General features: G+C 70.0%; 19 protein-coding genes. 6 read left to right on the top strand and 13 right to left on the bottom strand.

The features are described from left to right. Window positions 1-687 (bottom strand): LysR family transcriptional regulator (locus ETD85_RS46775; protein WP_138696308.1); only part of this gene is annotated, 687 nt, incomplete at its 3' end. Between the two features lie 108 nt (window positions 688-795). On the opposite strand from ETD85_RS46775, the gene ETD85_RS46770 reads away from it, so the two are divergent. Continuing rightward, entirely contained in the window at window positions 796-2,391 is a 1,596-nt protein-coding gene (locus ETD85_RS46770) for a penicillin-binding transpeptidase domain-containing protein (RefSeq protein ID WP_138696307.1), read from the top strand. Here the strand turns inward: ETD85_RS46770 and ETD85_RS46765 are convergent. From ETD85_RS46765 to ETD85_RS46715, 11 genes are all read right to left on the bottom strand, one after another. Beyond that, a complete protein-coding gene (locus ETD85_RS46765) occupies window positions 2,375-3,106 on the bottom strand; it encodes an HAD family hydrolase (protein WP_138696306.1) in 732 nt (243 codons plus the stop codon). The two genes, ETD85_RS46770 and ETD85_RS46765, sit on opposite strands and share 17 nt — an antisense overlap. A 131-nt stretch (window positions 3,107-3,237) precedes the next feature. After that, complete coding sequence (locus ETD85_RS46760; RefSeq protein ID WP_138696305.1) at window positions 3,238-3,864, bottom strand: HAD family hydrolase; 627 nt, start codon at window positions 3,862-3,864, stop codon at window positions 3,238-3,240. A 91-nt stretch (window positions 3,865-3,955) separates the two neighbouring features. Further along, complete coding sequence (locus ETD85_RS46755) at window positions 3,956-4,408, bottom strand: DUF2690 domain-containing protein (protein WP_170247213.1); 453 nt, start codon at window positions 4,406-4,408, stop codon at window positions 3,956-3,958. 100 nt (window positions 4,409-4,508) lie between these two features. After that, window positions 4,509-5,018, bottom strand: a complete 510-nt coding sequence (locus ETD85_RS46750) for a DUF6912 family protein (protein WP_138696303.1) — start codon at window positions 5,016-5,018, stop codon at window positions 4,509-4,511. 124 nt (window positions 5,019-5,142) lie between these two features. Next, window positions 5,143-5,799, bottom strand: a complete 657-nt coding sequence (locus ETD85_RS46745; protein WP_138696302.1) for an HAD family hydrolase — start codon at window positions 5,797-5,799, stop codon at window positions 5,143-5,145. Window positions 5,800-5,952: 153 nt separating this feature from the next. Beyond that, entirely contained in the window at window positions 5,953-7,245 is a 1,293-nt protein-coding gene (nagZ, locus tag ETD85_RS46740; RefSeq protein WP_138696301.1) for a beta-N-acetylhexosaminidase, read from the bottom strand. Window positions 7,246-7,306: 61 nt separating this feature from the next. Beyond that, window positions 7,307-8,977, bottom strand: a complete 1,671-nt coding sequence (gene ptsP, locus ETD85_RS46735) for a phosphoenolpyruvate--protein phosphotransferase (protein WP_138696300.1) — start codon at window positions 8,975-8,977, stop codon at window positions 7,307-7,309. Next, complete coding sequence (locus ETD85_RS46730; RefSeq protein WP_138696299.1) at window positions 8,974-9,234, bottom strand: HPr family phosphocarrier protein; 261 nt, start codon at window positions 9,232-9,234, stop codon at window positions 8,974-8,976. The genes ptsP and ETD85_RS46730 overlap by 4 nt, the downstream gene beginning before the upstream one ends. Window positions 9,235-9,390: 156 nt before the next feature. Continuing rightward, window positions 9,391-9,837 carry a PTS sugar transporter subunit IIA gene (locus tag ETD85_RS46725; protein WP_138696298.1) on the bottom strand — a complete coding sequence of 149 codons (447 nt, stop codon included), beginning with the start codon at window positions 9,835-9,837 and terminating at the stop codon, window positions 9,391-9,393. A 10-nt stretch (window positions 9,838-9,847) separates the two neighbouring features. Beyond that, window positions 9,848-10,084 (bottom strand): PTS sugar transporter subunit IIB, encoded by a 237-nt coding sequence (locus ETD85_RS46720; RefSeq protein WP_138696297.1) that lies wholly within the window; start codon window positions 10,082-10,084, stop codon window positions 9,848-9,850. A gap of 51 nt (window positions 10,085-10,135) precedes the next feature. Next, window positions 10,136-11,170 carry an SIS domain-containing protein gene (locus tag ETD85_RS46715; RefSeq protein ID WP_138696296.1) on the bottom strand — a complete coding sequence of 345 codons (1,035 nt, stop codon included), beginning with the start codon at window positions 11,168-11,170 and terminating at the stop codon, window positions 10,136-10,138. Window positions 11,171-11,294: 124 nt separating this feature from the next. On the opposite strand from ETD85_RS46715, the gene ETD85_RS46710 reads away from it, so the two are divergent. The 4 genes from ETD85_RS46710 (at window position 11,295) to ETD85_RS46695 (ending at window position 15,401) form a co-directional block, all read left to right on the top strand. After that, window positions 11,295-12,035 carry a GntR family transcriptional regulator gene (locus ETD85_RS46710; protein WP_138696295.1) on the top strand — a complete coding sequence of 247 codons (741 nt, stop codon included), beginning with the start codon at window positions 11,295-11,297 and terminating at the stop codon, window positions 12,033-12,035. A 73-nt stretch (window positions 12,036-12,108) separates the two neighbouring features. After that, the gene (locus ETD85_RS46705) at window positions 12,109-13,452 is read left to right on the top strand and encodes a PTS transporter subunit EIIC (RefSeq protein WP_138696294.1); all 1,344 of its coding nucleotides are present in this window, start codon (window positions 12,109-12,111) and stop codon (window positions 13,450-13,452) included. Between the two features lie 53 nt (window positions 13,453-13,505). Then, on the top strand, window positions 13,506-14,801 hold the full coding sequence (locus ETD85_RS46700) for a PTS transporter subunit EIIC (RefSeq protein WP_170247212.1): 1,296 nt from the start codon (window positions 13,506-13,508) through the stop codon (window positions 14,799-14,801). A 168-nt stretch (window positions 14,802-14,969) separates the two neighbouring features. Continuing rightward, a complete protein-coding gene (locus ETD85_RS46695) occupies window positions 14,970-15,401 on the top strand; it encodes an Rv3235 family protein (protein ID WP_240779877.1) in 432 nt (143 codons plus the stop codon). 111 nt (window positions 15,402-15,512) lie between these two features. Here the strand turns inward: ETD85_RS46695 and secA are convergent, their stop codons facing one another. Beyond that, complete coding sequence (gene secA, locus ETD85_RS46690) at window positions 15,513-18,302, bottom strand: preprotein translocase subunit SecA (RefSeq protein ID WP_138696293.1); 2,790 nt, start codon at window positions 18,300-18,302, stop codon at window positions 15,513-15,515. Window positions 18,303-18,526: 224 nt separating this feature from the next. Here secA and ETD85_RS46685 point away from each other — a divergent pair, with 224 nt between their 5' ends. Next, window positions 18,527-18,787: an HGxxPAAW family protein gene (locus ETD85_RS46685; protein ID WP_132623617.1), complete on the top strand. Its 261-nt coding sequence runs from the start codon at window positions 18,527-18,529 to the stop codon at window positions 18,785-18,787. Window positions 18,788-19,025: the final 238 nt, after the last annotated feature.

Below are 19,025 nucleotides of genomic sequence, written 5' to 3'. Positions count from 1 at the left end.
CGCCAGCACCAGCCCCAGCCCGGCCCCCTGGTGCACCTGCACGGGCACGTAGCCGTGGCGGCGGCACTCCGACAGCATCTCCGCGTGCAGCCCCGGCTCGCCCTCCTTGGGCGGCATCAGCAGCTCGCGCCCCGCCAGGTCTGCCAGGTGCACCTCGCCGACGCCGGTCAGCGGGTCGCCGGCGGCCAGCAGCACGCCCTGGACCTGCACGAGGACCTGGCCGAAGCGCAGCCCCGGGGCGGCGACAGGGTGGCGGACCAGGCCGACGTCGATCGCGCCTTCCGTCAGCGCCGTCACCTGGTCGGCGGTCCAGATCTCGGCGGGCGCGAGGCGTACCCCGGGGTTGGTCTCGCGGAAGCCCGCGATCAGCGCGGCGAGCACGGCGGGGGCCAGATCGGGCGGGACACCGACCTTCAGCACCGCGCCCTCGCCCTGCTTGGCCAGCTCGTGCAGCCGGTCCACCCTGGTCACGATCTCGCGGGCCTCGGCCAGCAGCAGCCGGCCCGCCTCGGTGAGCCGGACCTGGCGGGCCGAGCGGTCGAAGAGCCGCACGCCGAGCTCCTCCTCCAGCCGCTTGATGCGCTGGCTGAGCGGCGGCTGGGCCATGCCGAGCCGGATCGCCGCGTTGCCGAAGTGGAGTTCCTCCGCCACCACGGTGAAGTAGCGGAGGTGCCGGACGAGGTCCATGACCAGCAACTATATCCAGATTTATATCTATGTAACGGCTATATCAGTATTGGACACCGTTACCGGCCCTCTGGTGTCCTCTGCCTCATGGCACCACAAAGGGGGACAATGTACGCGTATCTTCAGCCGGAGGAGGGAAGGCCACGGCGGCGGCGCAGATGGCCGTGGATCGTCGCGGGGCTGCTGATCCCGGTCGTCGCCGCGGCCGGCGTCATCTGGGCGCTGCGCACGGAGGGCTCGCCGGAGGACACGGCCGACCGCTATCTCGCGGCCTGGTCGGCCGAGGACTACACGACGATGCGCACGCTGGTCGCCGACCCGCCCGCCGACTTCGAGAGCTGGCACCGGCGCTTCCGTACGGACCTGAAGCTCACCCAGGCGAGCTTCCACCGGCCCAGGCCATCGGGGGTGTTCGCCGCCTCGGCCGCGGACACTGGCGGCGTCGTCGGCTTCAGCGCCAAGCTGGCCGGGCCGCGCGACTGGGACTACAGCGGGGACCTCAAGCTCGTCGAGCGCGACGGCGGCTGGCGGGTCGCCTGGACCCCGGCCGCCATCCACCCGCTGCTCAGGAAGGGCCTCTCCCTGCGGGTGGTCAAGCAGGACGGCGACCCGCTGCAGGTCCTGGCCGCCGACGGCACCCCGGTCAACACCCCGGACGCGCCCGGCTCCGTGCAGCAGCTGGTCGAGGGCGTGAAGCAGACCATCCCCGACCGCTTCAACGCCGAGAACCGCGCCCGGATCGACCTCGTCCAGGGCGACCAGGTCGTCAAGACCGTGGTCGAGCCGGGCAAGACCCGGCCCGTCCAGACCACGATCGACCTCAAGGTCCACCGCGCCGGCGCCGAGGCTCTGGACGGGGTGCGCAAGCCCGCCTCCCTGGTGGCGCTGCGGGCCTCGACCGGGGAGATCCTGGCGGTGGTCAACAAGCCCGGCGGGTTCAACCGGGCGCTGCTCGGCAAATATCCGCCCGGCTCGACGTTCAAGGTCGTGACGGCCTCCGCGCTGGTCGCGGACGGGGCCGAGCCGGCCAGGCAGGTCTCCTGCCCGGCCGAGAAGAACATCGGCGGCTTCCCCTTCCACAACGCGGGCTTCGAGGACTTCGGCACGCTGACGTTCCAGGAGGCGTTCGCGCATTCGTGCAACACCACGTTCGGGGAGATGAGCGTGGCCGAGCTGAACGGCGGCCGGCTGGCCAAGGTCGCCAGGAGCTTCGGCTTCGGCACCCCGATCACCCCCGGCGTGCCCGCGGTGCGCGCCGAGTTCCCCGACCCCAAGGACGACACGGACCTGGCCTCCGCCTCGATCGGGCAGGGCCGGGTGCTCGCGAGCCCGCTGAACATGGCCTCGGTCGCCGCGGCCATCGCCTCAGGGGCGTGGATCGCGCCCAGGCTCGTCACCGGCGAGGCGATCCCCGGCGCCCAGCCGGACAACCCCCGGCCGCTGGAGCAAGGCGTCGTGGCCGCGCTGCGCGAGCTCATGCCCGCCGTCGTCACCGACGGCACCGCCCACGCCGTCCGCTTCCCGTCCGGCACGGCGGGCAAGACCGGCACGGCCGAGTACGGCTCGGGCAAGGAGCCGCCCGCGCACTCGTGGTTCATCGGCTACAAGGGCGACCTGGCGTTCGCGGTGATCGTCGAGGGCGGCGGCGCGGGCTCCGCCGTCGCGGCGCCCATCGCGGCCCGCTTCCTCACCGCCATGAGCTGAGATCGGCCTGGCCGGGGCGGCGGTCCACCGGCGAGGTCAGGCCGGCGACCGCGGCCACCACCTCGGAGGCGTTGGACAGGTCGGGCAGCACGACGTCGGCCCCCGCCTCGCGGAGCTCCCCCGCCATCGAGCGCCCGGAGGCGACCCCGATCATCGCGGCCCCGCCGATCTTGGCGGCCTGCACGTCACGCGTGGAGTCCCCGATCACCACGGTGTTGGCCGCGGTGAACGGCGTGCCGAGCCGCTGCTTGGCCCGCCCCTGGGCGACCTGCAGCAGCGTCGCCTTGGGATAGACCTCCTCGCCGTAGCCGCCGAGCTCGAAATCGACGTGCTTGTCCAGCCCGAACGCCTTGAGCTTGTGCACGGCATTGCTCTTGATCGTGCCGGTCAGCACCGTCTGGACCACGCCGTCGAGCCTCGACACCGCCTTGAGCGCGGCCTTGGCCCCCGGCATCATCCGCCCCTCCTTGGCCAGCCGACCGCGCCGGTCGGCGAAGGCCAGGGCGAGCGCGGACAGGAACTTGGGCAGGTGGGCGTCCTCGGCCTGGATGCCGTTGACGGCGAGCGTCTCGAAGACGATCTCGGAATCCGGGCGGCCCAGCGGCGGGACGAGCTTGACCAGCGGGCGCCCGGTCACGACGCGGAAAGCCTCGGCGTAGGCGTCCCTGGTCACGATGGCGACGTCGACCAGGGTCAGATCGATGTTCCAGAGCACAAGGCGGTTGATGGCAGCCTCCTGGGGGGACCCTTGCAGGGTAAGGCCGGCGCCGGGCTCAGGGCCGCCGTCTGAGCGATTTAAGCATGACCTGGTGCGATCGGCCGCGCCAGGTGGACAGGGGCCTGACCTTACGCGTAGTCCAGCGCGTCCGCGAGGGTGTCCACCACCGGCAGCCCGGTGCCCTCCAGCTCGGCCCGCGTGGTCATCCCGCCGGTGTAGAGCACCGCCTTGGCCCCCACGTGCTTGGCGGCGAGCCCGTCGTCCACGCTGTCGCCGATCACCAGGACCTCGCCGGGATCGACGCCGATGGCCTGCATGTGCAGGGTCATGTGCGCGGCCTTCTCACCGCCGGTGGTGCCGAGCAGGCCGTCGACCCTGGTGAAGTGCCGGGTGATGCCGAACGAGTCGACGATCGGCACCAGGTGGGCGTGCGGCGCCATCGAGCAGAGCGACTGCGTGCCGGTCCAGTTCGTGAGCGCGAGCAGCGCGTCGGTGGCCAGCCCGCAGGCCACGCTCAACCGGAAGTAGTGCTCGTGGAACCCGTCGTCCAGCAGCTCCCACTCGCCTTCGTTCAGCGGGCGGCCGAGCAGGCGCTCGTAGGCGACCCAGATCGGGCGGGTGTAGACGGCCCGGAAGCCGTCGGCGGTCAGCTCAGGCAGCTCATAGGGCCTGAAGACCTCGTTTGTGGCTCCGACCACGGCGTCGATGTCATGGAACAGCGTGCCGTTCCAATCCCAGATGATGTGCTTTGTCATGTCAGATCAAGCTTAATCGGCAGGTGTGACATGACGGTGAACGGGAGGGGCCGTGGCCCGCAGACCACGGCCCCCGCTGGGTCTGCTGGTGTCAGTCGCAGGCCTTGGCGGTGGTGCCGGAGCCGTACTGGCCGCCCCTGCCGCCGTTCCACTGCACGCTGGCACTGCCCCAGGCGCACATGTTCTTGGCGCGGATCATGTTGCCCCAGTGCCGGCCGCCGTTGCCGGCCTTGAAGCTGAACCGGTCGGAGCGGCCGTCCGCGGCGTACACGCTGATGATGCCGTTGGCGGACGTGGCGGTCCTGATCTCGATCCAGTTGGTCTGGCACTTGCCGGACCACATGAGCTTGATCGTGCCGACCTGGCCGTTGGCCCGGCTGATGATCTTACCGGACTTCACCGAGCGGGCCGCGTTGCCGCAGCCCGACTTGTAGGGGTCCTGGTGGTCGTACCGTTGCGCCGCCACCTGGGCGTTCGCGGGGGAGGCTGCGAAGAGGGCCACCGCCGCCACCCCGATCGCGGTCGCCGCAACTCGAAGCTTCACTGAGAACCGACTCCTTTGGTCAGACGATTGATGCTGCGTCGGGACCATAGCGACATCTCAGCCAGCCACGCCCGGCGGGGCCGCCGATGTGACGTCACCGTTATGAACGCAGCAGGTCAGGAATCTCCTGATTCGCGTACCACATGAGCTCGTGCGCCTCGGCCCCGTCCACCGTGAACCTCGCGTCGTCGTCGCCCTCGTCGGCGGCGGGCAGCGCGCCGATCGCGGCCTCGATGTCGGGCACGGCGTAGAGGTCGTCCACGTGCACCGCGGCCACCTTGGCCAGCGGGATCGGCGCGGTGAGGCGTACTCTCGCGCGTTCTTCCAGATCGGCGCCCGGGGCGGCCGGCTGGTCGGGCACCTCGGCCGCCACCACCACGCGCCGGGGCGCCGCCTCGACGCCGCCGGCGCGCTCGGCGGCCAGCAGCCGCAGCGAGGCGCGGGCCGCCTCGGTGAGCGCGACGTATTCGAGCTCTTCGGTGTCGCCCGAGGCGTACCACTCGATCAGCGCGGGGGTCACCGCGTAGCCGGTCAGCGGAACCGGGCCCAGCTCTCCCGCCTCGACCGCGGCGGCCAGGGCCGGAAGAGTGCACGGCAGATAGACGCGCATGACGAACCTTTCCAAGCTTGCGAGGGGCGGCGCAACGGAGAAACCTGCGTCGCCGACCGACACCCTACTGATAGGGCCTGGTCAAGACCTCATTACCGGCCTACTTCGCCCCTTTTTCGGTAGATCATGCCCGTCGCAGGGTGAGACGGAGGAGCGTTTCGAGCTCCGTGATGGTCGAGTCCGCGTCCCTGTGGTGGATGCCGGCTATGCCGAGCGCGCGGGCGGCCAGGATGTTGGCCTCGATGTCGTCGATGAACACGCACTCCTCCCCCGCGAGCCCGATCTGGCCGAGCGCGTGGTGGAAGATGCGGGGCTCCGGCTTGCGCATGCCGACCTCGCCGGAGATCACGACCGCGTCGAAGATCTCGTCCCAGCCGTCGCGCGGGTACACGTTGGACCAGGAGTTGGACAGCAGGCAGGTCTTGACGCCCTGTGCGCGTACGTCGCGGAGCATGTCGTACATCGCGTCGACCCGGTCGAAGTTCGCGAACATCCGCTCCAGCAGCCCTTCGGCCGCCGGCGGCACCCCGTCCACGGTCAGCAGCCTGGCGGCGAGGTCGCGCTCGAAGGCGGGGCCGTCGAGCTCGCCGCGTTCGAGGGCGTGGACGGTGCTCTCGCCGTTGCCGGCCCCGGTGGCGCGGTAGGCGTGGTCGATCATCTCGCGCATCACCGTGTGGTAGTGGGCGCTGTCGATCCGGTCCACCTCGATCCACCGCGCGATGGCGTCGGAAAGGCTGGTCGTCAGCACCCCGCCCCAGTCGATGAGGACACCCGTGACCATGACCACCTCCGGCTCGAATCCCGTTCTAGGATAGAACGTTCACCAGAAATGATCTTAAATGCCACTAAAGGGTCAAAGGTGGGCCCGCCGGCCGGCTGTCCGGCTCGCGACCCGTACCCTGTGCTGAGCCGCGCGGGCCAGCGCTACCCCGCGCTACCCGGCGCTTGCGACCTTGGCGGCCAGCTTGCGGTGCTCGGCGGAGCGCAGCACGCGGGCCGCCTCCGCCGCGGAGGCGACGGGCGCCTCGGTCAGCGTCCCCCTGGCCTGCTTGAGCTTCAGCAGCCTGGTGACGGACTGGTCGAGCCGCTGCGTGGAGATCCGGCCCGACTTCACCGCGGCCAGCACCGCCTGGTATGCCTTGGGCAGGTCGTTCGGCATGAGCAGCAGATCGGCCCCGGCCAGCACGGCCCGCACCGCGATCTCGCCGTCGTTGTACTTCTTGCGCACGCCCGCCATGTTGAGCGCGTCGGTGGAGATAACGCCGTCGAAGCCGAGCTTCTCCCGCAGCAGGCCGGTCAGGATGGGCTTGGACAGCGTCGCCGGGTCCCCCGAGGAGTCGAGCTTGGGGAAGACGATGTGGGCGCTCATCACGGCGTCCACCCCGGCCGCGATCGCGGCCTTGAACGGCGGCGCGTCGATGCGCTCCCACTCGGCCTTCGTGTGCTTGATCACCGGCAGCCCGGTGTGGCTGTCGACGGCGGTGTCGCCATGGCCGGGGAAGTGCTTGGCCGTGGCCGCCACCTTCGCGTCGGCGAACCCCTTGACCGCCGCGGCCACCATCGTGGCCACCCGCTCCGGGTCGTCGCCGAAGGCCCGCCTGCCGATGACGGGGTTTCGCGGGTTGACGTTGACGTCGGCGACGGGGGCGAAGTCGAGGTTCACGCCGAGCGCGCGCAGCTCCTCGCCGGTGGCCTTGGCCACGGCCCGCGACAGGTCGGGCTGCTTCGTCGCGCCGATCTGGGCGGCCCCCGGGAAGGGAGTCATGAGCGCGGACATCCTGGACACCAGGCCGTTCTCCTGGTCGGTGCCGATCAGCAGCGGGACCTTCTTGGCCGAGCGCTGCAGGCCGTTGGTCAGGCCGACGACCTGGCCGGTGCTCCTGACGTTCTGCGGGAAGAGGATCACGCCGCCCAGGTGGTATTTCGCGACCACCTTGGCCGGGGTCTGTGCGGCGTACCTGGCCTGGTTCTCGCCCGACACGGTGTCGGCGGCGGTGCCGTACAGGACGGGCATGAAGAGCTGGCCGACCTTCTCCTCGACGCTCAGCTTAGACAGGACGCGCTGCACCGGGTCGGGCTGCGCCTGCGACGGGCTCGAGGTCCGCGCCTGCGTGCTCTGGGCGGGCGGCGCGGCCTTGCCCCCGGTCGGGGCCGCACCGGCCCCGCCACCGCCGCAGGCCGTCATAGCGAGCACCAGGAGACCTGTCGTTCCGATCCGTCGAAGCATGCCTCCAAGGTATCCATCCGACGACCCGCCCAAGCCGCACGCTTACCGAAAGCCGCCGGAACTACAACCCCAGGCTGTCGAGGCCGGGCAGTTGCTCGCGAGCCGCCTCCTGCGCCTGCGCCGCCGTCACCTGCGCCCGCGCCGCGTCCGCCGCCAGCACGCACTGCTCCAGCGTGTGCTCGGCCAGCGCCGCGCGTACGGCCGCCACCGCAGGGGCGCCCATCGACAGCGACGTGACCCCGAGCCCGACGAGCACGCACGCCAGCGCCGGCCCGGCGGCCGACTCCCCGCAGATCCCGCACGGCTTGCCCGCTTCCGCCGCGGCGGTCCCGACCATGGCGACCAGGTCGAGCAGCGCGGGCTGCCACGGGTCGTGCAAGGCGCTCACGGCGGCCAGCTCGCGGTCGGCGGCGAAGGCGTACTGGGCGAGGTCGTTGGTCCCGATCGAGACGAAGTCCACGGGCGCGAGCAGGTGCTCGGCCCGCAGCGCCGCCGACGGGATCTCGATCATCACGCCCACGCTCGGCAGGCCCCTGGACCGGCACGCCCGCGCGAACCACCTGGCCTCCTCGGCCGTGGCCACCATCGGCGCCATCACCTGGAGCCGCTCGGACGCCACGGCGGCGAGCGCGCCCAGCTGCGCGTCCATCACCTCGGGAAATCTCCTGGCCTTGCGCAGCCCGCGCTCGCCCAGCGCCGGGTTCGGCTCGGCGCCCTGGGCGGGCAGGAACGCCAGCGGCTTGTCCGCGCCGCTGTCCAGCGTGCGCACGATCACGTTGCCGCGGGGGAAGGCCTCCAGCGCGGCCCGGTAGGCGTCGCGCTGCTCCTCCTCCGACGGCGGCTCGCTCCTGTCGAGGAAGAGGAACTCGGTCCGGTAGAGCCCGACGCCCTCGGCGCCCGCCTCCACGGCCGCGGCGAGCTCGGACGGGCCGCCGATGTTCGCGAGCAGCTGAATCGGCTGCCCGTCCGCCGTCCGGCCCGGCCCCCTCGACGAGGCCAGCACGGCCTGCCGCAGGGTGGCCGCGCCGAGCGCATCGGCGACCTCGGCCTCGGCCGGGTCCAGGCGCACCTCGCCCGTGGTGCCGTCGGCCATCACGTGCACGCCCGCCGGGATGCCGGTGGCGCCCGGGCAGGCCACGACGGCGGGCACGCCCATCGCCCTGGCCATGATCGCGGTGTGGCTGGTGGGGCCGCCCTCCTCGGTGACGAACGCGGCCACGTGCTCCCTGGACAGCAACGCCGTGTCGGCGGGCGCGAGATCCCTGGCCACCAGCACGTACGGCTCCGCGGGCGACACCGGCAGCCCCGGCATGGCCTGCCCGTAGAGCAGCGCGATCACGCGGTCCCTGATGTCGTCCAGGTCGGCGGCCCGCTCGCCCAGGTAGCCGCCGGACCCGGCCAGCACTTCCCGGTATTTCACGAAAGCCTCGAAGACCGCCCTGGGGGCGGCCAGACCACGGTCGATCAGTGACTTGACCTTCACGATCAGACCGGGGTCCTCGGCCATCATCGCCTGGGCCTTGAGGATGTCCTCGGCCTCGCCGCCCGCCTGGTTGCCGCGGGACTCCAGCTCGCCCGCGACCTGCGTGAGCGCGACCATCGCGCGCTCCTTCTCCTGCTCCGCCTCACCGGTGTAGGTGGCGCCCTCGGGGGGTTCGGGCACGGAGACGGTCAGGACGTAAGCGGGGCCGTGCCCGATGCCCGGGCTGACCCCCACCCCCCGCAGGTTCATGGCGTACTGGCGATCGCGGCCAGCTCGTCGAGGATCTCCTCCGAGCCGTCGCCCTCGGCGCTGATCACGACGGTCTCGCCCTGCCGGACGTCGAGCGCCATGATGGCGAGGATGCTCTTGCCGTTGACCGGGCCCCCACCATGGGCCTTCTCCACCGTGATGTCCATCGGGGCCTGCTTCGCCCGTTGCACGAACGTCGCCGCGGGACGGGCATGCAGCCCCACCTCCGCCGCCACGGTGACCTTGCGCTCACCCATGTAACTTCTCCTCCTTCTGGTGCCGGTCCAGACCAGCCGGACCGTCGTGCCTGGCAACCGGCCGATCCCGGTCACATCGGCGGCGTGCCTATTGTCGCGTCATCTGCGGGTATGTCGGGGCGGTCGGCGCCCCGTCCAAGCTCCGCGAACGGGCGGCTATTCCCATCTGAACAGCTCGTCCCCCACGTGCACGGCCCCTTCCGCCACTCCGGTGACGGACTCGGAAAGCGCGTCCAGTGCGACGACCGGGCACACGGGCGAGCGCCCGCCCGCCTCGATCGCCGCCGGGTCCCAGGCCACCACCGGCTGCCCGGCGCACACCCGGTCCCCCTCAGCCGCCAGGAGCTGGAACCCCCTGCCTTTGAGCTGGACCGTGTCGATGCCCAGGTGCACCAGCACGCCTTTGCCGTCGTCCCCCACGATGACGTAGGCATGCGGATGCAGTTTCATGATTTTTCCCGCTATGGGGGCTACGGCCTTGCCGGGCCCCCTCAGCGGATCGATCGCCGTTCCCGGCCCCACCATGCCCGCGGAGAAGACCGGATCGGGCACGGCGGCCAACCCCACAGCTGCCCCCTCAACCGGGGCGAGAACAGTCGTCATGGTCTCGCCCTTAGCCGATGATGTCCTCGATGTCGCTGGCGATCGTGTCCGCCTCCGGCCCGACGACGACCTGAACCACGTTCCCGGCGGCCATCACGCCATGGGCGCCCGCCGCCTTGAGCGCGGCCTGATCGACCTTGGACGCGTCGTACACCTCCGTGCGCAACCGGGTGATGCAGGGCTCGATCTCGATGATGTTGTCGGCACCGCCGAGCCCGGCGATGATCGCGTTTGCATCCGCCGCCATCCGGTCCTCCCTAGCACTGACACTGCGACCAGGCTAAACGACGCTCAGTGATCAGTCTGTCTGGGTGACCTTGTTCAGCCCGCGCGGCGCGTCGGGGTCGATGCCGAGCCGGCGGGCGAGCGCCTCGGTGAGGAGCTGGCCGGGCACGATCAGGCCCATGGGCGCCACCCATTCGGGCAGGTCAGGGCCGTTCAGTGCGGCCGTGCCCGCCTTCGCGAGCGCCGTGCCGCCCCCGATCGTGTACGCCGCCGCGCCCGCGGCCACCACCCGCTCCGCCAGCGCGACCGTGCCGGACAGCGTCGGGCTGTTCTCGGCGGCGACCAGCAGCGCCGGGGTGTCGGCGTCGACCACCGCGATGGGCCCGTGCAGCAGGTCCGCGTAGGACAGGCCCATGGCGTGCAGGTAGCAGGCCTCCTTGAGCTTCAGCGCCGTCTCCAGCGCCGTCGAGAACGCCAGCCCGCGCCCGGACACCACCACGCCCGGCTTGTCCAGCAGGCCCTCCACCACGGCCGCCAGGTCGCCGGGCTCGGCGATCAGCTTCTCCACCGCGTCGGGGACCCGGCGCAGGTCGTCGGCGTCCACGTCCGCGCCCAGGCCCAGCGCCAGCACGGCCAGCGCGGCGAGCTGCGTGGTGTAGGTCTTGGTCGCGGGAACGGCCTTCTCCTCCCCCGCCACCGTGCACAGCGCCACGTCCGCGGCCTGCGCGAGCGGGCTGTCCTCGCCGCCGTTCGTGATGCCGACCGTGCTGGCGCCGCAGTCCTTCGCCCAGGCCAGCGTCTCGACGATCTCCTCGGTCCGGCCGGACTGCGAGATCGCCACGGCCAGCACGCCGTCCAGGTCGAGCTTGCGCTTGTACGTCGTCGCGATCGACGGCGCGGCCAGCGCCGACAGGCGGCCGGCGTGCGCTTCGACCAGGTAACGGCCGTAAACTGCTGCGTTGTCGGAGGTACCACGCGCGATGAACAACAGCTGGCGGGTCCGCTCGCCCACCGCTCTCACCTCACCGACCCGTGGGAGGAGGGCGTCCAGGGTGGCTCGCAACGCGGCCGGCTGCTCGGCGATCTCGCTGTGCATCTTGGTGGTCATCTCGGGCTCATTTCTCAACTCACTACGGTTCGGGCTTGACCGTCTTTCCCGCCATGTGGTCTAGTCCGGACTAGACCAGTACGAACCATAACCCATTGCCTATGTCAGATCGAGGGGAGGATCCGTGGCGCACATCGATCCGGACAGCCCGGTGCCCAAGTACTTCCAGCTTCGCGAGATCCTGCTGGACCTCATCGACAGCGACGAGCTCAGCATCGGAGCGGCCATCCCGTCCGAGCGCGAGCTCTGCCAGCGCTTCGGCCTGTCCAGAATGACCGTACGTCAGGCCGTCGACCACCTCGTGTCCGAGGGCCGTCTGCACCGCGTACCGGGCAAGGGCACCTTCGTGGCCCGGCCCAAGATCGAGCTGGCGCTGCAGCTCACGTCGTTCACCGACGACATGAGAGCCCGCGGCATGATCCCCGGCTCGCGCGACCTCGACAGGCGGATCGTGCGCGCCAGCGCCCACCTGGCCAAGGAGCTGGGCATCCAGCCGGGCGAGGAGGTGCACTTCATCGAGCGCCTGCGGACGGCCGACGGGGAGCCGCTGTCCATCGAGCGGGCGCACATCCCGGTCAAGCTCGCCCCCGACCTGGCCGACCACGACCTGTCGGACAGATCGCTGTACGCACTGCTGGAGAGCCGCTACGGCCTGGTCATGGACGCCGGCGAGCTCACCATCGACGGCGGCATCGCCGACCCGAGCGACGCCGACCTGCTGAAGCTGCCGCGCGGGGGCGCCGTGCTGCTGCTGCAACGCAGGTCGTTCTCCGGCGGCGCCTGCGCGGAGCTCGGCGTGTCCACCTACCGCGCCGACCGCTACCAGTTGCGCACCATTCTCGAAATGCCCGTGAGACGGGGCTGAGGGCCTGACCCGGCCGGGCCTTCGACGCCCGCTCTCACCCTCCCCCCGGCTCCACCCCCCGGAGGAACTCCCGGTGAAGGAGACCAAGGCCGCACGGCCTTCGCCGCTGGCTCGCGTGATGACCGTGCTCCAGCGGCTGGGCCGCTCGCTGATGCTGCCCATCGCCGCCCTGCCCGCGGCGGCCCTGCTGCTGCGCTTCGGCCAGCCCGACATGCTCGGCTCCAACGGGCCCGAGCCGGGCGGCCTGGCGGACGTCGCGGGGTTCGCCTGGATGAACGAGGTCGCCGACGTGCTGGCCGCAGCCGGCGACGCGCTGTTCCAGAACCTGCCGCTGCTGTTCGCCGTGGGCGTGGCGATCGGCTTCGCCCGCAAGGCGGACGGCTCGACCGCGCTCTCCGCCGTGGTCGGCTACCTGGTCTTCGACCGGGTGACGAAGGTGATGTTCTTCGGCTCCGACATCAGGGACACCGTCCTGATCAAGGAGGTGCAGGACCAGGGCGTCACGGAGATCATCAACTACGGGATGCAGAACCCCACCAAGGTGCTCGGCGGCATCGTGATCGGCCTGGTCGCCGCCCTGCTCTGGCAGCGCTTCCACCGCATCAAGCTGCCGTCCTGGCTGGCGTTCTTCGGCGGGCGCAGGTTCGTGCCGATCATCACCTCGATCGTGGCGCTGCTCATCGCGGTGGTCTTCGGCTGGCTCTGGCCGGTGATCGGCGAGTGGATCCGGCACGCGGGCGAGGCCCTGGCCGCCATCGGCCCGGTCGGCACCGGCATCTACGGCCTGATCAACCGCCTCCTGATCCCCCTCGGCCTGCACCACTTCGTCAACTCCGTCGTTTGGTACGTGGTGCCGCAGTGCGACGTGGGCGGCCGGGTGCTGGGCGGCGACTGGAACTGCTACTTCGGCGGGGCCGCGCACTCCGGCCAGTTCATGGCCGGGTTCTTCCCGATCATGATGTTCGCCCTGCCCGCCGCCGCCCTGGCCATGTGGCGGGCGGCCCCGCCCCACCGCAGGGCCGCAGTGGGCGGCATCATGCTGTCGGCGGGGCTGGCGTCGTTCGTCACGGGGATCACCGAGCCGATCGAGTTCGCCTTCATCTTCGTGGCGCCGCTGCTGCTGGTGGTCCACGCGATCCTGACCGGCCTGGCCATGGCGCTGACCACCCTCATCGGGGGTCAGCTCGGCTTCGGCTTCTCCGCGGGCCTGCTGGACATGCTGCTGAACGCCAGCAAGTCGAACACCCAGAACTTACCCGGCATCCTGGCCCTGGGCGTGGTCTACGGCGTGGTCTACTACGTCGTCTTCACGTTCCTGATCCGCCGGCTCGACATCCTGACGCCCGGGCGAGAGCCCGAGCCCGACGTCGACGCGGGCGAGACGGACGGCGTTTCCGCACGATCCGACCCGGGGTAGAACCCCACCGACCCCCACGGACGGAGCGGATCGTCGTGCGGGGGTGAGCGGGCGTGGCCACGACCTCGGGCTCGGCCTCAGGCCCGGTCTCGGCCTGGTCGTCGGCTTTCGCCGTGCTGCAGCGCATCGGCCGCTCGCTCATGATGCCCATCGCCGTCCTGCCCGCTGCGGGCCTGCTCTTCCGCTTCGGCCAGAACGACCTGCTGGGCAAGGACGGCCTCGGCGGCACGCTGCCCTGGCTGCTCCCCGTGGCCGAGGTCATGGCCGCGGCCGGCGGCGCCCTCTTCGACAACCTCCCCCTCCTGTTCGCCATCGGCGTGGCCATCGGCTTCGCCCGCAAGGCGGACGGCTCCACGGCCCTGGCCGCCCTGGTCGGCTACCTGGTCTTCGACCGGGTCAGCAAGACCCTCTTCTTCGACGCGGGCCAGGGCGCGGTCTACGACAAGGTCCGCGTCGTACTCCATGACGGCACTCCCGCCCTCAACCTGGGCGCCCAGAACCCGACGGGCGTGCTCGGCGGCATCGTCATCGGCATCACGGCGGCCCTGCTCTGGCAGCGCTTCTACCGGCTGAAAGCGCCGTCGTGGCTGGCCTTCTTCGGCGGCCGCCGCTCGGTCCCCATCGTCACCGCCATCGCCGCGCTGCTGCTCGGCGTCGTCTTCGGCCTCCTGTGGCGGCCCATCGGCGACTGGCTCGCGCAGGTGGGCGACTGGCTCTCGGCCCACGGTACGGTCGGCACCGGCATCTACGGCGTGGCCAACCGCCTGCTCATCCCGATGGGCCTGCACCACTTCCTGAACACCATCGTCTGGTTCACCCTCCCCGAGTGCCGCGCGGGCGTGGACGGCGCCACCAGGGCCGCGGCAGGCGACCTGAACTGCTATTTCGCCGGGGAGCAGGGCGCGGGCATCTTCATGACCGGCTTCTTCCCCGTCATGATGTTCGGCCTGCTGGGCGCGGCCATCGCCATGTGGCGGGCGGCCCCGCCCGAGCGCCGCCAGGCCGTCGGCGGGATCATGCTCTCGGCCGGCCTGACCGCCTTCGTCACCGGCATCACCGAGCCGCTGGAGTTCGCGTTCATCTTCGTGGCCCCGGTCCTCTTCGCCGTGCACGCGGTGCTGACCGGCGTGTCGATGGCCCTGATGGCGGAGCTGGGCGCCCGGCTGGGCTTCACGTTCTCGGGCGGCGCCATCGACCTGCTCCTGAACGCCAGCAAGTCCAACACCCACGGGCTGGGCACGATCATCGTCTTCGGCCTGGTGTACTTCGTCGTCTATTACGCGATCTTCGCCACCCTCATCCGCTGGCTCAACCTCCCGACCCCCGGCCGCGAACCCGCCGAGCCCTAGATTTGGGGCCACCGAAACGGCAGGCGAGGAATCCAGCTCTCCACGACTTTCATCGCCTAAAGGGACAAAGGCCGGCGCGAATCGAGAAAGCTGGTGGCCTTCGTATATTCCAGCGAGGCCGAAAACTCTTCATATCGATTCTTTCTCCACCTGGATATCGGAGGACGCGTGTCCACAGCATCCCGCCCCGCCGCCGCCACCGCTGCCATCGCATCCATCCCGGCCCCGCGTTCGGCGGACATGCCCTGCGGCGCCACGAGTCCACATCCGCTGGTCTGGGGCCCGCCGGGCGCCATCCCCGACGAGCGCAGGCTGCGCCACCTGGGCCAGGCCCTGGCCGAGGTGCTGGCGGGCCGGCGTCCTCCCGAGACCATGGCGGACCGGCTCACCGACCAGGCATACCGGGACCTGGTGCGGGCCGGGCGAATGCTGAACGCGGCCCATCCGCCGCTGGCGAAAAGCCTCCACGTGAACGAGCCCCGAGACGGAGCCATTGAAATGTGCGTGCTCGTCCAGTGCGGCGAACGCAACCACGTGCTCGCCATCCGTCTCGAACGACACGGCGTCCAATGGTTGTGCACCGATTTCGAGACCGCCTAGAAACCCCGAGGCCCCCGCTTCCTCGACGGAAGCGGGGGCCTCGCGGAACGACCGGACCGGCGTCAGCCGCTCAGCAGGCGGCTCAGGCGGCTCAGGCGCTCAGCACTGGGCTCAGGCGGCGTTCTTCGGGTCGCCGTGGCAGCGCTTGTACTTCTTGCCCGAGCCGCACGGGCAGGGCGCGTTCCGCTCCACGTTGCCGTAGGCGGCCCGCTCGGCCTGCGTCGTGCGGACCCTCGTGTGCTCGACGTCTCCCTGCTCGCCGGGAGCCGAGTATTCGAGCTCCGCGGGCCGCTCGGGGCCGCGCAGCCCGCGCGCGATGATCGAGCGGGTCTCCGCCAGCACCGCGTCCTCTTCCTCGACGATCGGGTTTTCCTGCACCTCGACCTCGAGGTTGAACAGGAAGCCGACGGAGTCCTCCTTGATGCCCTCGAGCATCGCGGCGAACATCTCGAAGCCCTCGCGCTGGTATTCGATCTGCGGGTCCTTCTGCGCGTAGGCCCGCATGCCGATGCCCTCGCGCAGGTAGTCCATCTCGTACAGGTGCTCGCGCCACTTGCGGTCGAGGACGGACAGGATCACGCGGCGCTCGAGGTCACGCGTGGTCTCGGGACCGAACTCCTCCTCGCGCCTGGCGTACGCGGCCAGCGCGTCGGCCTTGATCTTCTCGGAGATGAGCTCGGCGGACAGCTCCTCGCGGCCGCCGGCCTCCTCCACGAGGTCGTCGATCCGGACCGTGATCGGGTAGAGCTCGCCGAACGCCTTCCACAGCTTCTCGAGGTCCCACTCCTCCGCGAAGCCCTCGGACGTGGCGCCCTGGACGTAGCCCTCGATCACCTCGCCGATGAAGCCGCTCACCTGCTCGTGCAGGTCGGCGCCCTCCAGCACGCGGTGCCGCTCGGCGTAGATGACCTTGCGCTGGCGGTTCATCACCTCGTCGTACTTCAGAACTTCCTTGCGGATCTCGAAGTTCTGCTGCTCGACCTGGTGTTGAGCGGAGGCGATGGCCTTGGAGACGATGCCGGACTCGATCGGCTGGTCGTCGGGGATCTGCAGCCTGGTCATGATCATCTCGACCCTGGCCGAGTTGAACAGGCGCATGAGGTCGTCGCCGAGCGAGAGGTAGAACCGCGACTCGCCGGGGTCGCCCTGACGGCCGGAACGACCGCGGAGCTGGTTGTCGATGCGGCGCGACTCGTGCCGCTCGGTGCCGAGGACGTAGAGGCCGCCGAGCGCGGTCACCTCGTCGTGCTCGGCCTTGACCGCGGCCCTGGCCTTCTCCAGCGCCTCGGGGTAGGCCTTCTCGTACTCCTCCGGCGTCTCGACCGGGTCGAGGCCGCGCTGGCGCAGCTCGAGGTCGGCGCGGAACTCGGAGTTGCCGCCGAGCATGATGTCGGTGCCTCGACCGGCCATGTTGGTGGCGACGGTGACGGCGCCCTTGCGGCCCGCCTCGGCGATGATCGCGGCCTCGCGGGCGTGGTTCTTCGCGTTGAGCACCTCGTGCTGCACGCCGCGGCGCTTGAGCGCCTTGGACAGCCGCTCGGACTTCTCCACCGAGGTCGTGCCGACGAGGACCGGCTGGCCGACCTCGTAGCGCTCCTTGATGTCGTCGACCACCGCGTTGAACTTGGCGTCCTCGGTCTTGTAGACCACGTCGGCCTGGTCCTTGCGGATCATCGGCCGGTTCGTCGGGACCGGGACGACGCCCAGCTTGTACGTCTGGTGGAACTCGTTGGCCTCCGTGACGGCGGTGCCGGTCATGCCGGACAGCTTGTCGTAGAGGCGGAAGTAGTTCTGGAGCGTGACCGTGGCGAGAGTCTGGTTCTCGTCCTTGATCTTCACGCCTTCTTTGGCCTCGATGGCCTGGTGCATGCCCTCGTTGTAGCGGCGCCCGTGCAGGATGCGGCCGGTGAACTCATCGACGATCAGGACCTCGCCCTCGGTGACGATGTAGTCCTTGTCCTTCTTGAACAGCTCCTTGGCCTTGAGCGCGTTGTTCAGGAAGCCGACGAGGTGGGTGTGCTCCGGCTTGTAGAGGTTGTCGATGCCGAGCCAGTCCTCGACCTTCTCGACGCCCGCCTCCAGGATGCCGACCGTGCGCTTCTTCTCGTCGACGATGTAGTCGCCGGTGCTCTCTTCGCCCGGGTTCTTCGCCTCGACGCCCTTACGCAGACGCGGCACGATCTTTGCGAACTCGTTGTACCACTTGCCCGACTGCTCGCCGGGGCCGGAGATGATCAACGGCGTGCGGGCCTCGTCGATCAGGATCGAGTCGACCTCGTCCACGATCGCGAAGTTGTGGCCGCGCTGCACGCACTCGTCGAGCGACCAGGCCATGTTGTCGCGAAGGTAGTCGAAGCCGAACTCGTTGTTCGTGCCGTACGTGATGTCCGCCTGGTACTGCTTGCGACGCTCGTCGGGCTGCTGACCAGCCAGGATCATGCCGACTTCGAGGCCGAGGAACCGGTAGATGCGGCCCATGTTCTCGGCGCCGACCTTGACCAGGTAGTCGTTGACGGTGATGACGTGGACGCCCTTGCCCGTGAGCGCGTTGAGATAGGCGGGCAGCGTACAGGTCAGGGTCTTGCCCTCACCGGTCTTCATCTCCGAGATGTTGCCCATGTGCAGGTTGGCCCCGCCCATGATCTGCACGTCGAAGGGGCGCTGGCCGAGCACGCGGCGGGCCGCCTCACGCACGGTCGCGAACGCTTCGGGAAGCAGATCGTCGAGGCTCTCGCCGTCGGCGTACCGCTGTTTGAATTCGTCCGTCAGAGCGCGCAACTCCGCGTCGGACAGGCTTGAGAAGTCGTCCTCGATGGAGTTGACCTGGTCTGCGATCCGCTTGAGCTTGCGCAGGATCTTGCCTTCGCCGGCACGTAGGATCTTGTCGAGAATGGCTGCCACTTTATGTAAAGCTCCTCGCAGGTCTACCCCGGCGGCGCCGCCAGGAGGAGAGGCTGAGACAAACTTCCCCGCTGCCCATCGTAGGCGGTTCAGCAACCAGACACAGCCACCGTGACGGCGAGGCCGCAGACCACGTCTGGGAGAATGGTGCAAGGCAGAGGGTATGCCGGTTGAGAGCCGGTTCGCACCAATTAGCGGGATATCCGGCAAAGGAAGGATTTGTCATGGTTGAGGGGAAGAAGTCGGAGCAGACGGAGAATCTCGGCAGCCACGGCGGCCGCGCCTCATCGTGGCTCGCGGTGACGGTGATGCTGGTGGGCACCATCGTGGCCGGTTTCGGGCTGACCGCCGCCAACTGGACGCTCGTATGGATCGGCGCCGGCGTGTTCGTAGTGGGCGGCATCCTCGCCCTGGTCTTCGACATCTTCACCGACGTCGTGATCGACGCGCCCCGGGTGGGCATGCACGCGGAAGATCACCGCTGACGCACGCTTCCGACGGCGGGCCCCCGACCCCACGGGCGGCCCGCCGTTTCCATGCCCACCCGCTATAGCTCCCTTTGGTCGGGGCGTCCATCCCTACGCGCCACCCCCCACCCACAACCCCAGCGCTGGCTCTTATACACATCTCCGAGCCCACGAGACCCTAAGACCTCTCGTATGCCGTCTTCTGCTTGAAAAAAAAAAAAAAAGAAAGAGGATCGAGCAAGAAACGTTGAGAGTG

The sequence above is a fragment of the Nonomuraea zeae genome (assembly GCF_005889725.1).
Taxonomy (GTDB): Bacteria; Actinomycetota; Actinomycetes; order Streptosporangiales; family Streptosporangiaceae; genus Nonomuraea; species Nonomuraea zeae.
This window is presented reverse-complemented; position numbering and strand designations above follow the sequence as displayed.

What these genes read in the sequence shown, in the direction of transcription:
- ETD85_RS46770 (WP_138696307.1), top strand. Translation starts at nt 796, where the DNA reads ATGTACGCGTATCTTCAGCCGGAGGAGGGAAGGCCACGGCGGCGGCGC.
- ETD85_RS46760 (WP_138696305.1), bottom strand. Translation starts at nt 3,864, where the DNA reads ATGACAAAGCACATCATCTGGGATTGGAACGGCACGCTGTTCCATGAC.
- ETD85_RS46750 (WP_138696303.1), bottom strand. Translation starts at nt 5,018, where the DNA reads ATGCGCGTCTATCTGCCGTGCACTCTTCCGGCCCTGGCCGCCGCGGTC.
- ETD85_RS46745 (WP_138696302.1), bottom strand. Translation starts at nt 5,799, where the DNA reads ATGGTCACGGGTGTCCTCATCGACTGGGGCGGGGTGCTGACGACCAGC.
- nagZ (WP_138696301.1), bottom strand. Translation starts at nt 7,245, where the DNA reads ATGCTTCGACGGATCGGAACGACAGGTCTCCTGGTGCTCGCTATGACG.
- ptsP (WP_138696300.1), bottom strand. Translation starts at nt 8,977, where the DNA reads ATGAACCTGCGGGGGGTGGGGGTCAGCCCGGGCATCGGGCACGGCCCC.
- ETD85_RS46730 (WP_138696299.1), bottom strand. Translation starts at nt 9,234, where the DNA reads ATGGGTGAGCGCAAGGTCACCGTGGCGGCGGAGGTGGGGCTGCATGCC.
- ETD85_RS46725 (WP_138696298.1), bottom strand. Translation starts at nt 9,837, where the DNA reads ATGACGACTGTTCTCGCCCCGGTTGAGGGGGCAGCTGTGGGGTTGGCC.
- ETD85_RS46720 (WP_138696297.1), bottom strand. Translation starts at nt 10,084, where the DNA reads ATGGCGGCGGATGCAAACGCGATCATCGCCGGGCTCGGCGGTGCCGAC.
- ETD85_RS46715 (WP_138696296.1), bottom strand. Translation starts at nt 11,170, where the DNA reads ATGACCACCAAGATGCACAGCGAGATCGCCGAGCAGCCGGCCGCGTTG.
- ETD85_RS46685 (WP_132623617.1), top strand. Translation starts at nt 18,527, where the DNA reads ATGGTTGAGGGGAAGAAGTCGGAGCAGACGGAGAATCTCGGCAGCCAC.